The following is a 20,199-nucleotide window of genomic DNA, read 5'->3' as shown; positions in this document are numbered from 1 at the left end:
TGCCTTTATTCGGTGTCGATATTCTCTGATTATACTGTGTATTTAACCATAATGGCTATTTACCATAAAATACCTAATATCCAGTGATAATAATCTTCGATTTTAACCCTGGTATTAGTTAGAGATTAACCGCCTGAGAATTTAACTTTGTAACCTTTCTTTTCAAGGTGTGCTTTGATCTTGTCACGAGCGTCGCCTTGAATCTCGATGTTGCCATCTTTTACTGAGCCACCGCAGCCACACACTTTTTTGAGTTCCGCTGCCATTAGTTTTAAAGGTGCGTCATCTAGGTCTAAGCCCGTTACGATAGAAACGCCTTTGCCTTTACGGCCTTTGGTTTCTTTTTGGATTCGAACGATACCATCGCCTTTAGGACGTTGGACTTTCTCTTCTTCAGGTGTGATACGACCTGTTTCTGTTGAATATACTAGGCTCATAATTTACTTCTTTTGTTGCTCTGCTTTTTGTTTTGCGAGTAAGTAAGCTTCTATATGACGCTGAATTGCAATCTTGCCGCCTTTGATAAGACGCCCGTTAAACATGCAATACCACGCGTTAGGCTCACCGGTGTCATTCTTGATCTGATAGCCGTTGAAGTTTTCAGTTAGGCCACCAGTTCCTCTCGACTTATTTAACGCCGTGAACTCTTTAGGGTCAATAATAGACGCAGTGTCAATCCACCAATCAATACTCTTCTTCACGGCAGCTAGGTTGCCCTGAATAACATTGTTTTTTAACTTAGCACGCCAAATGGTGTTGTTAGCATCCATCGATTGTAGGTGGACGCTTCGGTAAATTGAATTAGCCATATCTATTAATCATCTTTTTGTTTTCACTGCATTAATCATAAGTATACTTTTAATGATATCAAGCATAATATGGTAAAAACAGCTGTTGAGGTATGGTAATTTGAGAAAAAAAGTCCCTATTTTAACTGACTTTGTGACGATTAATTCATTTGTTGAAAAATTGAACAGCAATGCGACAATTGAAATTATAGATGAGTTAACAGGGCATCAGTATTCTCATAATTCACTTTTAGGTATCTACAGTGATTGGAATCGCTATCATGCGTTCTGTACTAAAAATCGTATCAACACTCTCCCTGCATCTATCACTGCTATTCGTCGTTTCCTCGAAACTGAATCTAACGATAGAAAATACGCATCGTTAAAACGTTACACTGCAACACTTAGTTTGTTACACACTGTGCTCAATTTTGCCAACCCAATTAAACATAGGCAAGTTCGCTTTACCCTGCTCCACTTGCAAGCTCAGATGGCCGGTGACGCTAAGCAAACCAATGCAATGACATCTGCACACCTCACCGAATTGAACACGCTGCTTTCGCATGAGAATGTAAACTTAAAAGAGATTCGTGATATTGCAATCTATAATGTGATGTTCGAATGCGCTTTAAAGCGTTCAGAGCTCAAAGCATTATCAATGAGAGATGTTGATAGCTGTAACGAAGGCTACAAGATAACTATTAAAGATTCTGCGTATAAGTTGTCGCCAGTAGCAAGTGTGACTTTACAACGTTGGCTTTCTTTTACTGGTACAGATGATGAATTCCCCGTGTTTCGTGCGATAGATAAGCATGAGAACATTGGGCTTCAACCTTTGGATGATTCGTCTATTTACAGGATATTAAGAAGAGCGAGCGATATGCTTGCTCTCGCAGAAAATCATCACTTTTCAGGGAATTCGATCCGTGTAGGTGCGGCACAAGAGCTTTCGAAACAAGGTCTTAAGGTAAGAGAAATTCAGGATTTTGGTCGTTGGCTCAGCCCTGCAATGCCCGCGCAATATGTGGGTTATGTTGGTACCGCCGAAAATGAGAAAATGAAATTTAAAGCTATCGTACCTTGGCAATAAGCCGATAAAACCAAAGGGTTATCGCCAAAGAGGTTTGCAATAAGCACTCGGGGATCAAATAATCGGGCCCAGTTAATAAACTACTTGGTTATAAAAATGACTAGTGCCTTGGCTATGAGCTCAAGGCACTACTTTGATAATCTTAAGATTTAAGATGCGTTTGGGATAAGATGAACTAAGAGAGGCTCGTTCTCACGCAGTTCTCTAAGAACTGGCTGAATTTGTGGCCATCATGCTCAACCATTTTAGGGAACATGGAAATTGGCGTCATACCTGGGAAAGTATTGACTTCATTCAGGTAAATTTCGTTGTCTTGCGTTAAGAAGAAATCGATACGAGATAGGTGACGAAGCTTCATTTGCGTAAATACTTTGCGTGCACTGTCTGCAATTAGTTCTAGTTGTTCATCTGTTAAGTTATTTGCTTCAACTTCGGTAATTGAGTGGCTGTCTGAGCTGTATTTCTCTTCGTAAGAGTAAAATGCGCCATTAGGTGCAATCACCTCTCCTGGCTTACTAATGTGTAGTTCACCATCGATTTCATAAGCGGCAACTTCTAGCTCTCTAGGCACAACTGATTTCTCAACCAACACTTGATCCGAGAAGGTAAACGCCTTATTGATCGCTTCGCTTAACTCTTCCACTTGGTTAACTTGGTAACAACCTACAGAAGACCCTTGACGAGCCGCCTTCACGAACACTTTGCCCCAATTTTCAAAAGCTTGACTCGCTTGTGAATGAGCTTGGTCGTTGTTATCTGATAAGAACAAATACGGTGTGTTTGGAATGCCCAGTGCATCGTACCAAAGCTTTGAAGTGATCTTGTTAAAGCTGTTGTTGCTTGCTTCAGAACCACAACCTAGGTACGGAATCTTAGCTAGTTCAAACAGTGACTGGATGTCACCCGTTTCACCTGGGAAGCCGTGAATGCAAGGCACAATGAAATCTACTTTTGAATCGAGTCCATCGCCACGTAAAGCTTGATTGTTGATATCGAGATAAACCAATTCACCTGAATCAAGACACCAGCCTTCGTTTTTAATCTCAACTCTTACAACGTTAAAATCTGGAACGCTATTGAGTTGTTCAAAAAGGTAATTGGCTGAAACTAAAGACACTTCATGCTCTGAAGATCCACCGCCGCAAAGTAGAAGGATGTTTGTGGTGTTCATGGGTAAATTCGGTCCTTGAAACTAGGAATACTGACTTCAATGATAAACAAAAGTCGAGATAGGTACAGTGTTTTGAACGTTAAATTTGTGTCCGAAAGAACGAGCGATTAACTATTAAACAAAACGGTTCGTCTTAAAACAAAAGAAGGAGCATTTGCTCCCTCTTTCTGAATTAAAACTTAGTTCAACTTGTTAAGCGTTGGGTATTCAGAGTTCTTGATGTCATCAATGCTCTTAACAAACGGCTTCAAGTTTTGGAAAGTGGTTGGCAGCGTTGAGATTGCCTTTTTAGCTTCTAAGCGTGTTGCGTAGTCACCGTAAAGGACTGTGAACCACTTAGTGCCGTTAACCATTTTGTAGTTTTCCCAAACTGGCTGAGAAGTCGTTGGTAGCATTTTCACGAAAGAGTCGACTTTGCTTTGGCTGCCCACAGCAACAACTTGAACCGTGTAACCAAAGCGTTGGTTCATGTCTTGTTGTTTCTTCGTTGGGCCTGTCACTGTTGTAACTGGCTTAGCTCTCGTTGTTTGAGCCACTTTTTGTTCAACAGGCTCTGTCTTGATAACGTTGACAACATTCTCTTCAACAACACCTGTTTGCTCAGATTGAGATACAACTGGAGCTTCAACCTTGGCAGTTTTGTACTCTTCTTGATAACTATCTGAAGTTACATTTGTAACATAGTCGTCCGATACACATGCAGCCAAGAGCAGTGGCAAAGTTACAATTGCAAATTTTTTCATGGAAAGCTCTATATCCTTAATAATAATTACTATAAATCATGCCGATACGTCGGTTTAGAATCAAGTTAACTTTGAGATTATACACCATTAGTGGGTGACCTATTTCACAAACTTTATCCAGTGTTTGCTTATTCATCTTAATTCGGTGAATTTGCCATCAACCCGTGAGTGAAAAGTAAGTTACGATGAACCTACGTGCATTGCTAGGATATGTCTATGAATCATCTTGATCCCCTACTCAAACCCCGTTCAATCGCTGTTGTTGGTGCTTCTCAACAAGAAACGCGCGCGGGATATATCGTTATGAACAATTTGCTGCACGGGGATTTTAAAGGTGCGGTCATGCCCGTTACACCGAAATATGATTCTGTCGCGGGGGTACTTTCTTACAAGGACATTTTGTCGCTACCTATCGTGCCTGACCTCGCGGTTTTATGTACTAACGCAACACGGAATGTGGCCATTTTTGAAGAGTTAGCGGAGAAAGGCATTGCTTGCGTAATTGTTCTTTCGTCAGACATGCATCAGACTAGTGACAACGGTGAAACGTTTGATTCCCGATGCCTAGCGATTGCCAAAAAACACAATATCCGTGTGCTTGGCCCAAATAGCCTTGGCATCATTGTTCCATGGTTAAAACTAAACGCCTCTTTCTCTCCAGTTACTGCGCTGCCCGGTAAAATTGCTTTTGTTTCGCAATCGGCAGCCGTATGTACCACTATTCTCGACTGGGCTAACGACAAAGAAATCGGCTTCTCTGCATTTATCTCGATAGGTAATGGCAGTGACATTGAGTTCTCAGAGCTATTGGATTATCTAAGTACCGATTCTCACACCGAAGCAATCTTGCTTTATGTTGACAGCATTAAAGATGCAAGACGCTTTATTTCGGCTGCACGTGCCGCATCTCGTAACCGACGAATTCTGGTGTTAAAAGGCGGACGAACTGCGAAAGGTAGAGCCGCTGCAATTGCGCATACTGGCGGTGCTGACACGTTAGATATTATCTATGACTCAGCCATACGACGTAGCGGCATGTTACGAGTTAAGAACTTACATGAACTGTTTGCTGCGGTAGAAACATTAACTCACTCAGTGCCACTGCGTGGTGAGCGGTTAGCCATCGTCACCAATGGTGGTGGCCCTGCAATTATGGCCGTGGATACCTTATTTGATCGTGGGGGCAAGCTTGCTGAGTTATCAGAAAAAACGCTAGAGAGATTAAACAAAGTATTGCCATCAAGTTGGTCGCATAGCAACCCGATTGATATTGTTGGCGACGCCGGTGATCAACGTTATATCGATACGATTAACACTCTGCTTGGTGGTGATGAAGCAGATGCAATTCTTATTATGCACAGCCCTTCTGCAATTGCTCATTCAGCCCAAACAGCTGAGCGAATTATTAAAGCAATTAAGAAACACCCTCGTCATAAGCGATTCAATATTCTAACTAATTGGTCTGGTGAGCTGACAGCAAGACCTGCTAGAAAGTTGTTTACAGAAGCAGGAATCCCAACCTATCGTACACCAGAAAGTTCAGTCGTCGCGTTCATGCACCTGGTCGAGTACAGACGTAATCAGCGCCAATTGATGGAAACGCCAACCACGGCCGAGAAAGTACACATTGAAGACTTAGCTGATGCAAGAAACTGGATTGAACGACAACTACTGGATAAAGATACAGTTAGTCTTGATACCCACCAAAACAGTCAATTTTTCAAACATTTCAACCTAGAGGTATTGCCGACTTGGATTGCTTCTGACCCTAGTGAAGCGGTGCACATCGCTGAAACAATTGGTTATCCGGTTGCCGTAAAACTTCGCTCGCCAGATATTGCGCATAAGTCAGATGTGCAAGGTGTGATGCTCAACTTACGAAACAGTAATGAAGTCGCAAATGCGGCTCAGGCGATTCTCGATCGATCTCAGTTGTCGTTCCCTACGGCACATATACATGGCCTGTTGATTCAAGGAATGGCGAAACTTGCGGGCGGCCAAGAGCTACGAGTGAAAGTCACTACAGACGAAACCTTTGGTCCAATCATTTTGCTTGGTCAAGGGGGCTCTGAGTGGGATGAGTCAATTGATGCCGCTGCAGCTTTCCCACCATTGAATATGACACTGGCGCGTTACTTGATAATTAGGGCGATAAAAAGTGGCAAGATTCGCCTGCAAAAACTGCCTAACCCGATCGACATTGAAGGACTCTCTGAGTTGCTGGTTCGTATATCGCAAATGGTAGTGGATTGCCCTGAAATACATGATTTGGATATCCACCCAGTACTGGCCAATGGTGACAAGTTCACGATATTAGATGCCGATATCATCTTGAAAGCGTACGAAGGCGATCCACAAGAACGTCTTGCGATTCGCCCTTACCCGGTCGAGCTTGAAGAGAATATCGTACTCAAGGACGGCACCGAAGTGTTGCTACGCCCTATTCTTCCTGAAGATGAACCGCTTCATGCTGACTTTATTAATCGCGTATCTAAAGAAGATCTTTATAAACGTTTCTTTAGTGATGTTGGAGAATTCAACCATGAGGCATTAGCTAACTTTACTCAGATTGATTTCGATAGAGAGATTGCTTTTGTGGTTGTTCGTAAAGAACAAGGTGTTCCTGCGATTATCGGCGTATCAAGAGCACTGATTAACCCTGAGAACACAGATGCAGAGTTTGCCATATTAATTAGGTCTGATCTGAAAGGTGTCGGCTTAGGTCGAATTCTTCTGACTAAGGTTATTGATTACTGCCGAGCAAAGCAGACTAAGCAAATGTCTGGGATGACGATGCCAACGAATAGAGGGATGCTGACACTAGCTCAAAAGTTGGGGTTTGAGCTAGATATTAGTTTTGAAGATGGTACTGCGGATATGGTGTTACCGTTACTTGAGTGACCATGTCTTTTTAAGGTGTTGAATACACCAAGATTTGGCGTCGCCCATTTTGTTGCGTCGCCAAGCCATAACGATATCGATCGGCTGTGATTCTGTCCCCGAAATTTGCTGTAGAACGCCAGATTCAATCAAAGGCTCGGCAATAACACTCGGTAAGGTGCCAATCCCTAATCCCGTCGTCAGAGCTTCTACTTTTGCAGGGAAGCTCGTCACTGTTAAACGGGGTTGTTTCTCTAGAATATTGATACTTAAAGCCGGTTGGTCACGGGCTGTATCCGCAATTGCGATTACCCTGTAACTTTCTCTGGCCTTTTGGTCAAACTCACCGGAACGTTTGTGAACGTAGTGGTTTGATGCCGCGACCCAGACCATTTCCATTTTACCAATCACGTCACTTTTCATATCGTTTGGTATTGTATCGAGCTTCGGGCATACGAGTAAGTCGGCACGACCATCAGTGAGAGATTCCCAACACCCCGCCAAAATTTCTTCTTGCAAACGAACGCGTGTCTTACTGATTTTTCCGAGTTCATCGACCAGTGGGAAAAAGTTGTTTATAGGGATAATGCCATCAAAGGCGATGGTTAGATCTAACTCCCAGCCATTAGCAAGAATACTCGCGTCATTAACGAGTTGTTCAGTAGCGCCAAGAATGATTCTACCTTGCTCTAATATTAACTGCCCCGCCTCCGTGAAATTTGCACGGTGCCCTGAGCGGTCAAAAATCATGATATCCAAATCTTGTTCTAACTTTTGTATTTGATAACTCAATGAAGAAGGTGCTCGGTCCATTTCATTCGCTGCAGCGGCAAAACTCCCACGACGATCGATGGCATCGAGTATATGTAGTGCTTCAAGTGTTATTGGGCTATACATCAGTATCCAACTTTATAAATGAGAGGTTAATCACAAAAATTTAAGTATTCACCAGCTAAATGGAACGTTTAAAGCTTTTAAAATACAACGAGTTATACGGTTAAAGCAGGTTTAGACTGACAAAATCGAAAATAAATTCAAATACAAATAATAGTAATTATCATTTAGATCCAATATCATCTTTCGCAAATCAAGATAATACTATGGAATTAAGGTAACTATCAGATGTATAAGCAATCCCTACTCTCTGCTTCAATCGTTTTAGCGCTTTCATCAACCTCGGCCTTTGCTGAAGATTATGCCCTATTTGACGAGGTTGTTGTATCGGCAACTCGTACTGAACAAAACAAAGAGGATGTATCGAGCTCAATTGAATCTGTGTCTTCGGAAGACATTGATAATCAAATGTCTAACGACATTAAGCAAGCTCTTCAATACACTCCAGGCGTCGAAGCGCAAGGCAGTGGCCGTTTTGGTATTTCGGGTTTCAATATCCGTGGTGTTGAAGGTGATCGCGTTAAATTAATGATCGATGGTGTTCAACAACCTACCCCATACAACCCTGGTGCTTCAGAGCAACGTAAATATTCAAATGCGATTGAAGTCGACACATTGAGTGTCATTGAGGTGAATAAAGGACCTGCTTCTACGTTGTACGGTTCTGATGCAATTGGCGGTGCTGTACTGCTAAGAACCAAGAACCCAGAAGATATGCTAAGAACTGATGGTGATGAAAATCGTTTTGGTATCAAATCTAGCTATACATCAGCTGATGAACAATTCAAAAATACCCTTTCATGGGCGATGCGCAAAGATAAGTTAGAAACTATCGTTATGGCTACATACGCTCAAGGCCATGAAACTGAAACTCATTCGTCTGGAAGCGAAGTTGAAGGCCCAGATCGTGGTGCTGCTAACCCAGCCGATACGGAATTAAGTAACTTCTTAGCTAAAGCATTCTACAACATATCCGATTCAAACAAGATTGGGGTGACTCTAGAACATTATCAGCGCCAGTATGACGAAGATGAGTTGAATTACAACGGTTATCAGCTCATGCCGGGCTTTGTATACACGGATAACTATAACGAAGACACCAACAAGCGTTTTCGTGCAACATTAGAGCAGCAGCTTAAGCTAAATTCATCTATTGCGGATTCTTTGGATTGGTCTCTTAGCTACCAAGACTCAAGCACTCTAAATAAAAACTACGATACTACTGGCTTCTACGGACGCCGACTTCGTGAGCGTGATGCATCAGATGTAAACATGCAGCTTGATACACAGCTTTCTAAGTTAGTGAATATCGACGGTGCTGATCATGAGTTTACTTATGGCTTCACTTACTTACAAAACGACTTTGAACTAGATAACTCAGATCATAAATTTGACCAAGGAACAGTTACTCCAGGCAGCACTGGTATACCAGATGCGAAAATTACTCAATGGGGTGTGTTCGTTCAGGATCAAGCGTTCTTCATGGAAGATAAATTGATCGTAACTGGTGGTCTTCGTTACGACTCATTTGTCGCTGACCCATCAACAGATGATGGTTACACGACTGAATATGACAAGAATGAAGATGATGCATTCACTGCTAAGTTAGGTTCTGTTTACCACATCAACGATAACCTAGCTGTATTTGGTCAAATTGGCCAAGGTTTTAAGGCCCCTTCCGTTTATGACCTTTACTATTTCTACAACCAAGGCGCTATTGTAGAAGCGAACCCAAATCTCAAAGCTGAAAGAAGTATCTCTTACGAACTTGGTCTTCGTGGTGGCAATGAACACGCTCGCTTCGAATTAAGTACCTTCTACACCGACTACACTGATTTCATCAATGAGACGAAAACTGGCCAACAAGGCGGTAAAGACGTATTTACTAAAGAAAATCTAGATGAAGTGACGATTTACGGTGCAGAGCTTTCTTCTACCATAAACCTTGATAGCTTGATTGATGCACCATTCGGTACATACACTCGATTAGCAGTCGCTTATGCTGATGGTGAAGATAAGTCAACGGGTAAATCAATCGATTCGGTAGCACCTCTAACAGGTACAATCGGCCTTGGTATTGAGCGTGAAACCTTTGGTTCTGCTCTAAATATCAAAATGGTTGCGGCTAAAGATGAGTGGAATGCTGACGACAATGTAGATGTATCTGGATACACAGTTGTTGATTTAACAGCTTACTACCGCCCTATTACTGATTTAACTTTGCGAGCGGGTCTGTTTAACGCATTAGACAAGCAGTACTGGTTATACAGTGACATGTCTGGCAGCGCACACGACTCTCAGTTCAACACAGACTTTAAGTCTCAACCAGGTCGTAATTGGGGTCTATCTGCAAACTACGAATTCTAATTCGTTAAATAGCTGATACCGAAAAGCTAATGTAGCAGAAACTAAAAAGCCAGCTTAATGCTGGCTTTTGTTTATTTCACTAAAAATTGTATAAAAAAGGTAATAAGTGAAATTACTTCTCTGCCATCTCTTTCTTAACCATTACTGCAGCAGCAACGATGAAAGTGATAATTAGGCCTAGTTCCATGATTAACTCCAAAGAAAATTAACATTAAACATATAATTCGCGAGCATGATAACACAGCGGATACAGAATGATACTTTTTAACCACTAATTTACTTTTTATTCGATTTAGATCAAAAAAGATGCCCTGAAGCATCTTTTTGTACATTAATCATACGTAAAGCTAATGGGTTAGCTAGGGAAACCATCAGGGTTCGTTGACTGCCAGCGCCATGTATCTTCGGTCATATCAGACAGTGTACGCGTTGCATTCCAACCCAGTTCCTTTTGAGCTTTAGCTGGGTTCGCCCAACATTCTGCGATGTCACCAGGACGGCGTTCAACTAAGTTGTAAGGGATTTTTTTACCGCTTGCTTGCTCGAACGCTTTAACCATGTCTAATACACTTGAACCGTTACCAGTACCAAGGTTGTAGATATGAAGGCCATCTTTGCGCCCTACTTTCTCCAGGGCTGCGATGTGACCATCAGACAGGTCCATTACGTGGATGTAATCACGTACGCCAGTACCGTCTTTTGTTGGGTAATCGCTACCAAACACAGACAGAGATTCGCGTCGGCCAACCGCAACTTGAGAGACAAATGGCATTAGGTTATTTGGAATACCTTGCGGGTCTTCGCCTAGCTCACCACTTGGATGTGAACCTACTGGGTTAAAGTAACGCAGTAGTGTAATGCTCCAATCTGGGTTTGCGTTTTGGAAGTCCGTTAAGCACTCTTCAACCATTAGCTTACTGCGACCATAAGGGTTAGTTGCGCTTGTGGGAAAATCTTCTGTGATAGGAACACTCGCGGGATCGCCGTAGACCGTTGCGGAAGAGCTGAATACTAGGGCTTTCACACCAGCGTCACGCATCGCATCAACAAGAACTAGAGATCCATTAACATTGTTGTCGTAGTATTCAAGAGGCTTAGCTACAGATTCACCGACCGCTTTTAGGCCAGCAAAATGGATAACTGCTTCAATGTTGTGTTGCTTCATGGTTTCAGTCAAAAGTGCTTTATCACGAACGTCACCTTCAATGAAGTTTGGGCGAACACCAGATACTTTTTCGATACGATCTAGAACGCTTGGCTTACTGTTGTACAAATTATCAAAAAGCACAGGTGTCATTCCCGCGTTGATCATTTGGATACTTGTATGGCTACCAATGTAACCCATGCCACCTGTAACTAAAACATTCATGTTTAGCAGACCTTTTAATTAAAATATTCAACCTATCGCTTATGATACAACAACTTACAGTGAATTCACAAACGCCTAGTTTCATTGATGTTCTTTAAAGAGCATCAACTGACCAATTTCTTTTCATTTGGCTCAATATATCGCGTGATTATGTCGTGTGATCTAGTCACAAAGTCCAGAATTGAACATTCTTTAACCGAACATTGAACGAACACTCTGCATTAATAATGAGTGCTAGATTAACAGTAGTAAAACTTTGAATTAGGTCACTGTTTAATTTGTTCATATATAAGAGTGTCATTAGATACCTAAAGCTAAAGGAATAGTGGCAAGTGACGACGAAGATTTTGCTTAATTGCGATATGGGAGAGAGTTTCGGCAACTGGAAGATGGGGGATGATGAGTCGGTCATGGAATGGGTCGATATGGCAAACATCGCTTGTGGCTTTCATGCGTCTGATCCTCACGTGATGTCAAAGACAATCAAACTTGCGCAGCATTACCATACTCAAATTGGCGCCCATCCTGGCTACCAAGATTTGGTAGGGTTTGGACGTCGCTCAATTCCGCATACCATGGATGAAATCAGTGAATTAGTTTGTTATCAAGTGGGCGCATTACAAGCGCTTTGCCGTTATAACCATACTTCTGTTGGGTATGTGAAACCTCATGGTGCCCTTTATAACGATATGATGGCAAACACCGATGTTTTTAACGCAGTCGCTCAAGCGGTGGCTGAGTTCAATATCCCTCTGATGATTCTCTCTTCTTCTGATAACCAACAGTATTTAGATATTGCTGACGATCACGACTTACCTCTATTGTTTGAAGCATTCGCAGATCGAGCTTACTTGAATAATGGCCAACTCGCGCCACGAACTCAGAAAGGCTCGGTTTATGTTAATCAAGATGACATCTATAACCAAGTCATGCAGATCGTTAATTATGGTTCGGTAACGACGCTTGAGGGTGAAAGGCTGCCCATTGAGGCCGATACCATTTGTGTGCATGGTGATAATCCTCAATCCATCGCACTCATTAGAAAAATCAGACAAGATCTTAATGCATTTAATTAGTACGAAGCGTAACTCCATCGCACGCTTAACCATTAACTGCTAAATTCTGTGTGTGACTTAAAACATGGAAGTTAGAAAAGCTAAGTCTGGAAACAAAAGAGCTAAACGTATGGAAGCGAAATGACGACGAATCCGATTGAATTTAATATAGTGCCGGTTGCCGAATGTAGCGTTCTAGTCACGTTAACGTTGCCGGATTTAAAAGGCGACACCAATGCTATCAATGCGCAGTATATAGCACACTTTTCTGATGCTATTCGCCAGAATTTAACAACCGTTTTGATGAATGTGACACCCGCTTATCACACTATATTGGTTGACTACTTACCTTATCGAATTTCAGAGCAACAGTTTATCGAACAGCTTAATTCGCTGTTAGCTAAAGCGCTTTCTTCCTTCTCAGAGACTCAAGCAACGCTCAATATTATTGAACTCCCCTCCTATTATTCACCTGAAACCGCGCTCGATTTAGATAGGTATCAAGAAAAAGGTTTATCGATGGAGGACATTATTAAGTATCACACCTCTCAGACTTACATTGTCAGTGCGATAGGATTTATTCCCGGCTTTGCCTTTATGTCGGATGTGGTTAGTGAGCTTGCGTTACCACGTCACTCAACCCCGCGCTTAAGTGTTCCGAAAGGAAGTATCGCTATTGCAGGCTCAAAAACAGCGGTTTACCCATCAGAGTCACCAGGTGGTTGGAACATTATTGGCAATTGTCCTTTGTCACTGTTTGACCACAGCCAATTGAAGAACGCAGATACTACACAAGCCCCACTGTCACTGCTTAATGTTGGCGATACTGTCCGTTTTAAAGCGATATCAAAACATGAGTTTATGGATCTTAGGTTTATAGAGCTTGGCGGAGATATCATTCATGGGTAAATTAATTGATAAACCGACGCTTACAGTCGTTAAACCTGGCCCTTTGAGTTTGATTCAAGACTTTGGCCGATTTGGTGTCGCTCACCTTGGATTGACACAAGGCGGCCCAGTTGATGATTACTCTTATAGTTGGGCCAATTATCTTTTAGGAAATGCCGTTAACTTAGCGGCGTTGGAAATTACACTCGGTCAATGTGCTCTAAAAGTAGATTTTGACTGTGAGATGGCGTTATGCGGTGGCGATTTACAAGCGAAGTTAGATGGTAAGCTTTTAAATAACTGGAGTACTTTCCAAGCGTTCAAAGGGCAAGTTCTCTCATTTGGCCTACCTAAAAATGGATTAAGAGCATATTTAGCGATTAAAGGAGGCTTCGATGTTCCATCAACTCTTGATAGCTGTTCTACAGTGACTCGTGAAAAGATTGGTGGATTAACGCAAGATGGAGAACCCTGCCAGCAAGGACAAAAAATTGGCTTTATCAAACACTCCCTTATTCGCCCTTTTAAACCGCTGAGTGTTACCTTCCGATATAAACCTGATTACAACTTGCCCGTAAACTTGAGAGTTATCGAAGGTTATCAAAGTGAATTATTCTCGGAGTTAGCAAAAGAAACCTTGTATAACGCGCAATATAACGTTGATCAAAATTCAAATCGCATGGGTTACCGACTTAGTGGCGAGTCGGTCGACTCACCTGACATTACGTTATTGTCGGAAGGCATTGCCCTTGGCGCCATTCAGATACCACAAGATGGACAACCAATTGTGTTACTCAATGATCGACAAACGATTGGTGGGTATCCGAAGGTTGGATGTGTGGCTAGAATCGATTTGCCACGTTTGGCACAAGCAAAACCGGGGCATCAGATATCTTTTAGCAAAGGCGATCGCTTAGGGTTACAAGATGTATGGTGTCAGTGGGCGCAGTTTTTCGGTTATTGATATTTTTTGTTTAGAATTGCTATTCGAAGTTTCCGCGATTAAGTTCGCATCAAAAGGTGTTTAAATTAAAAATCCAGCTTACGGCTTGCTAGTAAGCTGGATTTAATTTTTGTGGGTCTTGGTTTTAGGCACCAACAGGGCTGAACCAGCTTTTAGTGGTGATCTTGCCCTGATATTTTAGCAAGAGCATCTGGATATCCACGTTCCTGTGTCAAATCTATCGCTTTGTTTTCAATATCATTTAGGTTAAGTGACATTGTCACTGAGTGTGCATCCTCGATCGATGCCGTGTTCGTCACACCAAACCAATACTGAGCAACCTTTTGCGCAGCCTCTAACGTTGAAGACGCTTTCACCACTTCAAGTCGAGCGTAGCGATCACCGCAGAATGAAACGTCAGAAGCTCTTAAACTCGGATCGGTTCCAGGAATCTGCTGTGCGCCGAAAAGAGGTTTTCCGCCAACCTGTGCAGAACGAAAACTTGGGATAAACTGAGACATATGAGTAATTGCAGCACGGGTTCTTAACTCAAGTTGCTCTTCGCTCCAACCGGAGACGATTTTCTTAAGAAGTTTAGAGGGTAACTGAGGTTGTGACGAATTCGTCGAAGACGATACCAGCCCGCCTTCAAACAACGTAATCCCTTCTGTCATGCCATGTAACTGAAACACGCCATCAGCATACGGAGTCAATTGAGCCATACCTTGTGGTGTGCCTCTCGGGCCATGAAAGATAACTTCTGGCCACTCTTCTTTACATTCTTGAGAGTATGGCCACTCAGTAACGTATGCGGCTTTAAACTCAACGAGTCTTTGCTGCTTAGAACCGACAAAATCATCAACGATGCCAGTTTCAAACCCACTCGCATTGATCAAATAGTCCGTCGTTAGGTGTTGGCTTTGGTTATCGTGGTTCGAGTAAGTCAAAGACCAACCTTGCCCCGTCGATTCAACTGATTTTAAACGACTGTTAGTTAACACCGTACAATTAGGTTGCTTATCTAAAGACAATTGAGCCGTCGCTGAAAGTCGAAATACGCTCCAGCCATACTCTTGCACCATCGCTACCGGGTACTTAAGCGTGTCCAAATTAGTATGCTTAGCAAAAGGAATACACCAGTCATCAAGTGAAATGGGTCTTAGCGGTTGAATTCTTGTAGAAAGCGCTAACAACTCGTCTTTGCTATAGAGCTTGTAATACTCTTCCGGGTCACCAAGTACTTGGTTGCTTTTGTCTTGTTTAACAAGGTCAGCATAAGAGTCTTTGATTATCTTTAGACGAGGAAGCAGATCCATCGGTTCCCCACCATCACTATGCGGCACAGCAATGATTGTTGGGCGAATATTGATCGTGTGGGGGAATAAGCGGACGGTATCAATTGACTGAGTGAGCAGTTGAAGACATTGCTCTACAGAAATATCTCGATACAAATTGCCGCCCGCGTGCAGGTGGCAAATGGGTGGGCCATTAACCAAACTCGGCCCTTTTTCCAAGATAGTGACCTTAAAACCCAACTCACTAAAGTGAATCGCGCTTGTCGCTCCGGCAATGCCGCCACCAACAATGGCAATAGAAGGTTGATTTGTATCCGTTTTGTTGTGGTTCATCGTGTTCTGTAGAATATGATTAACTGCCTCTATTCTACTTTTGTTCTGCGACGAATTAAAACACATTTTTTTCAAGGTCTTAGCTTGGCGGTTATTAATATCTATGTAAAAAACATAAATAATCTCTTGACTCAATAACTCCAGATAGAGTTTTAAAGGTTATTCTAACAGTCAAATTTGTCCTAAGTGACGCCACATAAAGGCTGCCTCAGTACTCGTAAAACAATGATGTTAACTTATCCCTAAAGTTATCCACCGTTTTTGTGGATAACTGTTGATAACGTACTTGCTAAGTTGCGCAAACCCTTTATTTACAGGGACTAACCGTTGCTCGCTAAAAAGGCATTATTGCGCAACTACTTTCAAATAATGCTAAAAAATACCGATTTTGAGGTGTGAAATTTTTTACTTATGCTAGAAGCTGGTCAAATAAAAAATGGTCCAAAGCGAGATATTATAAATAGTACATTATTAAGTATAAATAATTCACTTTTAGACCGTTTGTTAAGTTTGGGTCGAATTCGTTATTTGCTAATGGTTAATGGTTAAAGGTTATTTACTAGTGGTTAAAAGTTAATTGCTATCCAAAATCTTTGTTCATTGGCGCAAGTAACCGTTTGATCAAACTATTCACCACAGCAGCTAATGTGATGAAGGTAAGGATAGGTAAAACTACCCAAAGCATTGGATGAAGCGACGGTTCTAATTCGAAACCAAAGTTCATCACACCGGCAACGCTGAGTTCTGAACCCAATGCAGCAATAGACCCCGCCACCAATGCCATCAATCCATACTCACACCAAATGGTATTGAGAATTCTCTTCTTGCTCGCACCTAACGTGCGGTACAAACGTATTTCTTGTTGTCTTTGAGACAAGCTCAGTCGCAATAGAGTAAAAATTAGCAACAATCCCGCCACCACACCCAAAGCCGCAAGTACGGTTATCGACCAAACAATCTGTTTGAGCAACTCTTGGATCTTGCTACCCATCTTACGAATATCCATCAAACTCACGGTTGGGTGATTTCGAGAGAGTTCGTTGAGCATCTGATTATGTTGTTCCTCTAGTCTGAAACTCACGAGCCAAGTAGAAGGAATCTCGCTCAAAATATCTGGCGTAAAGATGAAGTAGAAATTCGGCTTCATTTCTCGCCACTCTACTTTGCGGATGCTATTAACCTTGGCAGAAACACTTTGGCTGTTAATAGTAAACGACAGTTCATCACCAATTTTTAATCCGAGTTGATCAGCAACATCAGATTCAACAGACACGCCCTGCTCTTGTGTCCATACGCCTTCTAGCACTTCATTGTATTCAGGTAGACTATCACCCCAAGTGAAGTTGATTTCTCGACTCAGTGCGTCCGTCCCTTCGGACTTATCACTGTACTCGTTAGCTTCCACTCCGTTAATTGTGGTTAATCGACCACGAATAATCGGGAACGCTTGAGTACGCTCTACTTCATTCGAATCGATGGTCGCCAGATAGCTGTCTTTCTCATAGCTCGCAATGTTAAGCGCAAACGCATTGGGGGCGTTCTCGGGCAAAGTTTGCTGCCAATCTGACAACAAGTCACTTCTCACTAACCATATGATCGATAGCAGCATCAAAGACAGCGCTAATGAACCAAATTGAATCCCTGTTGCTAATGGTGTGCGATTAATTCGGCTTAATGCCAAACGCATAGATGTCGACGTCGGCAGTTTACCAACCAAACGCAGAACAAGCGTACTTACAATCGCGAGCACTAAAAACAAGCAAGCGATACCTGCTAGAACTATCCATACCAACAGATTGTCGCCGTACATCAGCATCATTGGAATTATAGGTACCAGCAACAACAAGTATTTCTTGTAGCTTTCACTTGACTGGTGACTCGATTGAATCACGCTGATTGCCGAGGTGTTTACCAAGCCAATTAACGGAATACCAAGCGCAGGCACACCAATGAGGATACTTGATAGAATCGCTAAAATGACGGGTTCAATACCATAGCTAGGAAGTGGTGTTGGTAACAAATCACCCAATGGTATACGCAGTAAAAACTCCAGGCCGATACCTATGGTAATCCCTAGCACAGCACCAATAAGCACCAGTAGAGATACCTGAACCGACAACCATTTAATGATCCATTGCTTGCTCGCGCCTAAACTCTTAAGCATCGCAATGGTTTTACGGCGACTCGCAACATAATGTTGGCAAGTAAGTACCAAAGTGGTCGCAGCCATGATCACAACGATAGCAACGGTTAACGAAAGATATTGAGTTGTGCTCTCGAACATGTCGTTAGTGCGACTTGCTGAATCTTGCGTGCGCCAGCGATCGCTCGGCGTCAGTTCGATACTGTCTTGTGCGACTTTCAGTTTTGTATCATCACCATTTAGAAACAGCCTAAAGCTTACACGGCTGCCCGGTTGAATCGCTCCAGTGGCATCGATGTCACTTGTATGAATTAGTACGGCAGGCATTTGCTGGAATGGGTTAAAGCTCAAACCTGGCTCTTGAGTGATTCGCCCTGTTATCGTTAAATCCGCATCGCCTATCGTGACATTGTCACCTATTTCAACTTCTAATTGCGCAAAAATACGTTCATCAAGCCACAGTTCACCCGGTTCCACATGATTACTTGCCGCGTTATCTGCGCCTTCCAGTATCATTTCACCACGTAATGGGTAATTACTTTCAACGGCTTTAACCGTGACTAACTGCATTGAGTTATCACTGAATGCCATGGTTGAAAAACGAGTTAACTGAGAGCTTTCTAACTGTTCAAAGTGAGTGAGGTCGAGTAAAGGTTGTGGAATTGGGTTTGCTGAGATGAACACACTATCGGCAGTCAGCGCATCTTTGCCCTGTTTAACAATCACCTGCTCCATACGTTCGGCCAACGCCGACAGCGCGAAAACACATGCAATGATCAATGTTAATGCTATGGAAACTGGCCACAACTGACCGTGTCGAATCTCTTCGATGCTCCATGAGAACAGGCGTTTATTCAGTCCGTTTGATGAATTCAATTTAGACTTCCTCTATATGACCGACGTGCATTTTCAAAGTCCGTTGGCAACGCTGTGCTAGCTTAGGATCGTGCGTCACTAAGACCAGTGTTGTGCCATGGGATAAGTTGAGTTCAAACAACAGCTCAACAATTTTTGCTGCCGTTTGTTGGTCGAGGTTGCCGGTAGGCTCATCCGCAAACAAGATTTTTGGTTTGATCATAAAGGCGCGGGCTAAAGCGACTCTTTGTTGTTCACCGCCTGATAGCTGAGATGGTAGGTGATCGAGCCTGTCTTTTAAGCCAACAGATTCTAATAAAGCGGTCGCACGTTCGATGTCTTCATCTTCGCCTTTAAGCAAACAAGGTAGCGTGACATTTTGCAGTGCAGATAAACTTGGAATTAACAAGAAGCTCTGAAATACAAACCCGACAGACTCACTGCGGATCTTAGCCCTCGCTTCATCATCAAGTTGTGAAAGCGGCTGACCTAACAAACTGATTTCGCCCGTTGTTGGAACATCTAGGCCTGCAAGTAATGTCATCAAGGTCGATTTGCCAGCACCAGAGGTCCCCACAATCGCCACAGTTTCGCCTTCACGAATATCAATATCGACGTGTTCTAAGATTGTTAAATGTTCTTGATTAGTAGACACTGTCTTGGACACAGCTTCTGCTTTTATGATGGATGTATGCATGACTCGACTAATTTCCTTTTTATTTTTTATTTTATTTTCAACGGCTTCTTTGGCTCAAAATACTGATCTAGTTCAAAATCCTACGTCAGCTCCAAACGCTACTTTATTGATACTTGGCGATAGTTTGAGTGCTGGCTACAACATGGATATCAAACAGAGTTGGCCAAGTTTGCTGCCAGACGCCCTAACCAAGCATGATAAAGCGATTACTGTGGTTAACGGCAGTGTCTCTGGTGACACAACGGGCAACGGTTTAGCACGTTTACCGCAACTGCTTGAAGAACATGCTCCTCATGCCGTTCTTATTGAACTTGGAGCTAATGATGGTCTTCGCGGCTTCCCGCCTAAGCTAATGTCAGTAAATTTAGAAAAAATTATTGACCAAATAAAAGCGGCCGGTGCTGAGCCAATCATGATGCAGATTAAAATCCCACCGAACTACGGTAAACGTTACAACCAGCAATTTGAATACGTTTTTACGTCTCTTGCTGATCAAAAAAATGTACCGATTCTGCCCTTTTTTCTAGAGCATATCATCCTTAAACCTGAGTGGATGATGAACGATGGATTGCATCCAAAACCAGAAGCTCAACCTTGGATCGCTCAATTCGTCGCCGAAGAATTATATCAGTATCTTTAGGTTTTAATGGTCTAGCTCAATAAATTTTACACAGCTTTACGTTAGCCT

16 protein-coding genes are annotated in these 20,199 nt (G+C 42.5%); 7 read left to right on the top strand and 9 right to left on the bottom strand.

Features of this window, described 5'->3' with window-relative positions; all coding sequences use genetic code 11:
* Positions 1-125 precede the first annotated feature (125 nt).
* The gene (gene yciH / locus OCV36_RS20295; RefSeq protein ID WP_135457919.1) at positions 126-437 is read right to left on the bottom strand and encodes a stress response translation initiation inhibitor YciH; all 312 of its coding nucleotides are present in this window, start codon (positions 435-437) and stop codon (positions 126-128) included.
* A 3-nt stretch (positions 438-440) separates the two neighbouring features.
* Entirely contained in the window at positions 441-809 is a 369-nt protein-coding gene (locus OCV36_RS20290) for a DUF3319 domain-containing protein (RefSeq protein WP_004730993.1), read from the bottom strand.
* A 100-nt stretch (positions 810-909) separates the two neighbouring features.
* On the opposite strand from OCV36_RS20290, the gene OCV36_RS20285 reads away from it, so the two are divergent.
* Positions 910-1,878 (top strand): tyrosine-type recombinase/integrase, encoded by a 969-nt coding sequence (locus OCV36_RS20285; RefSeq protein ID WP_135457917.1) that lies wholly within the window; start codon positions 910-912, stop codon positions 1,876-1,878.
* Positions 1,879-2,053: 175 nt separating this feature from the next.
* Here OCV36_RS20285 and OCV36_RS20280 read toward each other — a convergent pair whose 3' ends face one another.
* Together OCV36_RS20280 and OCV36_RS20275 are read right to left on the bottom strand one after the other, a co-directional pair.
* Positions 2,054-3,049 carry a D-alanine--D-alanine ligase gene (locus OCV36_RS20280; RefSeq protein ID WP_135457915.1) on the bottom strand — a complete coding sequence of 332 codons (996 nt, stop codon included), beginning with the start codon at positions 3,047-3,049 and terminating at the stop codon, positions 2,054-2,056.
* Between the two features lie 179 nt (positions 3,050-3,228).
* Positions 3,229-3,792, bottom strand: coding sequence for an SPOR domain-containing protein (locus OCV36_RS20275; protein WP_017074308.1), 564 nt, complete (start codon positions 3,790-3,792; stop codon positions 3,229-3,231).
* Positions 3,793-4,008: 216 nt separating this feature from the next.
* Between OCV36_RS20275 and OCV36_RS20270 the strand changes: the two genes are divergently transcribed.
* On the top strand, positions 4,009-6,693 hold the full coding sequence (locus tag OCV36_RS20270; protein WP_135457912.1) for a bifunctional acetate--CoA ligase family protein/GNAT family N-acetyltransferase: 2,685 nt from the start codon (positions 4,009-4,011) through the stop codon (positions 6,691-6,693).
* Here the strand turns inward: OCV36_RS20270 and OCV36_RS20265 are convergent.
* Positions 6,682-7,569, bottom strand: coding sequence for a LysR family transcriptional regulator (locus OCV36_RS20265; protein WP_135457910.1), 888 nt, complete (start codon positions 7,567-7,569; stop codon positions 6,682-6,684). The genes OCV36_RS20270 and OCV36_RS20265 overlap by 12 nt on opposite strands.
* Before the next feature lie 225 nt (positions 7,570-7,794).
* Here OCV36_RS20265 and OCV36_RS20260 point away from each other — a divergent pair, with 225 nt between their 5' ends.
* A complete protein-coding gene (locus tag OCV36_RS20260) occupies positions 7,795-9,933 on the top strand; it encodes a TonB-dependent hemoglobin/transferrin/lactoferrin family receptor (protein WP_135457909.1) in 2,139 nt (712 codons plus the stop codon).
* A gap of 355 nt (positions 9,934-10,288) precedes the next feature.
* Here the strand turns inward: OCV36_RS20260 and galE are convergent, their stop codons facing one another.
* Positions 10,289-11,302, bottom strand: a complete 1,014-nt coding sequence (gene galE, locus OCV36_RS20255) for a UDP-glucose 4-epimerase GalE (protein ID WP_102554312.1) — start codon at positions 11,300-11,302, stop codon at positions 10,289-10,291.
* A 332-nt stretch (positions 11,303-11,634) separates the two neighbouring features.
* Between galE and OCV36_RS20250 the strand changes: the two genes are divergently transcribed.
* From OCV36_RS20250 to OCV36_RS20240, 3 genes are all read left to right on the top strand, one after another.
* Positions 11,635-12,378, top strand: coding sequence for a 5-oxoprolinase subunit PxpA (locus tag OCV36_RS20250; RefSeq protein ID WP_135457907.1), 744 nt, complete (start codon positions 11,635-11,637; stop codon positions 12,376-12,378).
* A gap of 120 nt (positions 12,379-12,498) precedes the next feature.
* Positions 12,499-13,266 carry a 5-oxoprolinase subunit B family protein gene (locus tag OCV36_RS20245; RefSeq protein WP_135457905.1) on the top strand — a complete coding sequence of 256 codons (768 nt, stop codon included), beginning with the start codon at positions 12,499-12,501 and terminating at the stop codon, positions 13,264-13,266.
* Complete coding sequence (locus OCV36_RS20240; RefSeq protein ID WP_135457903.1) at positions 13,259-14,209, top strand: 5-oxoprolinase subunit C family protein; 951 nt, start codon at positions 13,259-13,261, stop codon at positions 14,207-14,209. Before OCV36_RS20245 ends, OCV36_RS20240 begins: the two co-directional genes overlap by 8 nt.
* 152 nt (positions 14,210-14,361) lie before the next feature.
* Here OCV36_RS20240 and OCV36_RS20235 read toward each other — a convergent pair whose 3' ends face one another.
* From OCV36_RS20235 to OCV36_RS20225, 3 genes are all read right to left on the bottom strand, one after another.
* The gene (locus OCV36_RS20235) at positions 14,362-15,816 is read right to left on the bottom strand and encodes an FAD-dependent oxidoreductase (protein ID WP_135457901.1); all 1,455 of its coding nucleotides are present in this window, start codon (positions 15,814-15,816) and stop codon (positions 14,362-14,364) included.
* Between the two features lie 580 nt (positions 15,817-16,396).
* Positions 16,397-18,835: an ABC transporter permease gene (locus tag OCV36_RS20230; protein ID WP_135457899.1), complete on the bottom strand. Its 2,439-nt coding sequence runs from the start codon at positions 18,833-18,835 to the stop codon at positions 16,397-16,399.
* Between the two features lies 1 nt (position 18,836).
* Positions 18,837-19,511, bottom strand: coding sequence for an ABC transporter ATP-binding protein (locus OCV36_RS20225; RefSeq protein ID WP_017074318.1), 675 nt, complete (start codon positions 19,509-19,511; stop codon positions 18,837-18,839).
* On the opposite strand from OCV36_RS20225, the gene OCV36_RS20220 reads away from it, so the two are divergent.
* Entirely contained in the window at positions 19,510-20,151 is a 642-nt protein-coding gene (locus tag OCV36_RS20220) for an arylesterase (RefSeq protein ID WP_135457897.1), read from the top strand. The genes OCV36_RS20225 and OCV36_RS20220 overlap by 2 nt on opposite strands.
* Positions 20,152-20,199: the final 48 nt, after the last annotated feature.

Source organism: Vibrio echinoideorum, assembly GCF_024347455.1.
Lineage (GTDB): Bacteria > Pseudomonadota > Gammaproteobacteria > Enterobacterales > Vibrionaceae > Vibrio > Vibrio echinoideorum.
Note: the sequence above shows the minus strand (reverse complement) of the source record. Positions and strands in the feature narration are given on the sequence as shown.

Coding starts and splice junctions, on each gene's coding strand:
- OCV36_RS20290 (WP_004730993.1), bottom strand. CDS start 809: ATGGCTAATTCAATTTACCGAAGCGTCCACCTACAATCGATGGATGCT.
- OCV36_RS20265 (WP_135457910.1), bottom strand. CDS start 7,569: ATGTATAGCCCAATAACACTTGAAGCACTACATATACTCGATGCCATC.
- OCV36_RS20220 (WP_135457897.1), top strand. CDS start 19,510: ATGACTCGACTAATTTCCTTTTTATTTTTTATTTTATTTTCAACGGCT.
- OCV36_RS20245 (WP_135457905.1), top strand. CDS start 12,499: ATGACGACGAATCCGATTGAATTTAATATAGTGCCGGTTGCCGAATGT.
- OCV36_RS20225 (WP_017074318.1), bottom strand. CDS start 19,511: ATGCATACATCCATCATAAAAGCAGAAGCTGTGTCCAAGACAGTGTCT.
- OCV36_RS20260 (WP_135457909.1), top strand. CDS start 7,795: ATGTATAAGCAATCCCTACTCTCTGCTTCAATCGTTTTAGCGCTTTCA.
- OCV36_RS20280 (WP_135457915.1), bottom strand. CDS start 3,049: ATGAACACCACAAACATCCTTCTACTTTGCGGCGGTGGATCTTCAGAG.
- yciH (WP_135457919.1), bottom strand. CDS start 437: ATGAGCCTAGTATATTCAACAGAAACAGGTCGTATCACACCTGAAGAA.
- OCV36_RS20240 (WP_135457903.1), top strand. CDS start 13,259: ATGGGTAAATTAATTGATAAACCGACGCTTACAGTCGTTAAACCTGGC.
- OCV36_RS20235 (WP_135457901.1), bottom strand. CDS start 15,816: ATGAACCACAACAAAACGGATACAAATCAACCTTCTATTGCCATTGTT.
- galE (WP_102554312.1), bottom strand. CDS start 11,302: ATGAATGTTTTAGTTACAGGTGGCATGGGTTACATTGGTAGCCATACA.
- OCV36_RS20275 (WP_017074308.1), bottom strand. CDS start 3,792: ATGAAAAAATTTGCAATTGTAACTTTGCCACTGCTCTTGGCTGCATGT.
- OCV36_RS20270 (WP_135457912.1), top strand. CDS start 4,009: ATGAATCATCTTGATCCCCTACTCAAACCCCGTTCAATCGCTGTTGTT.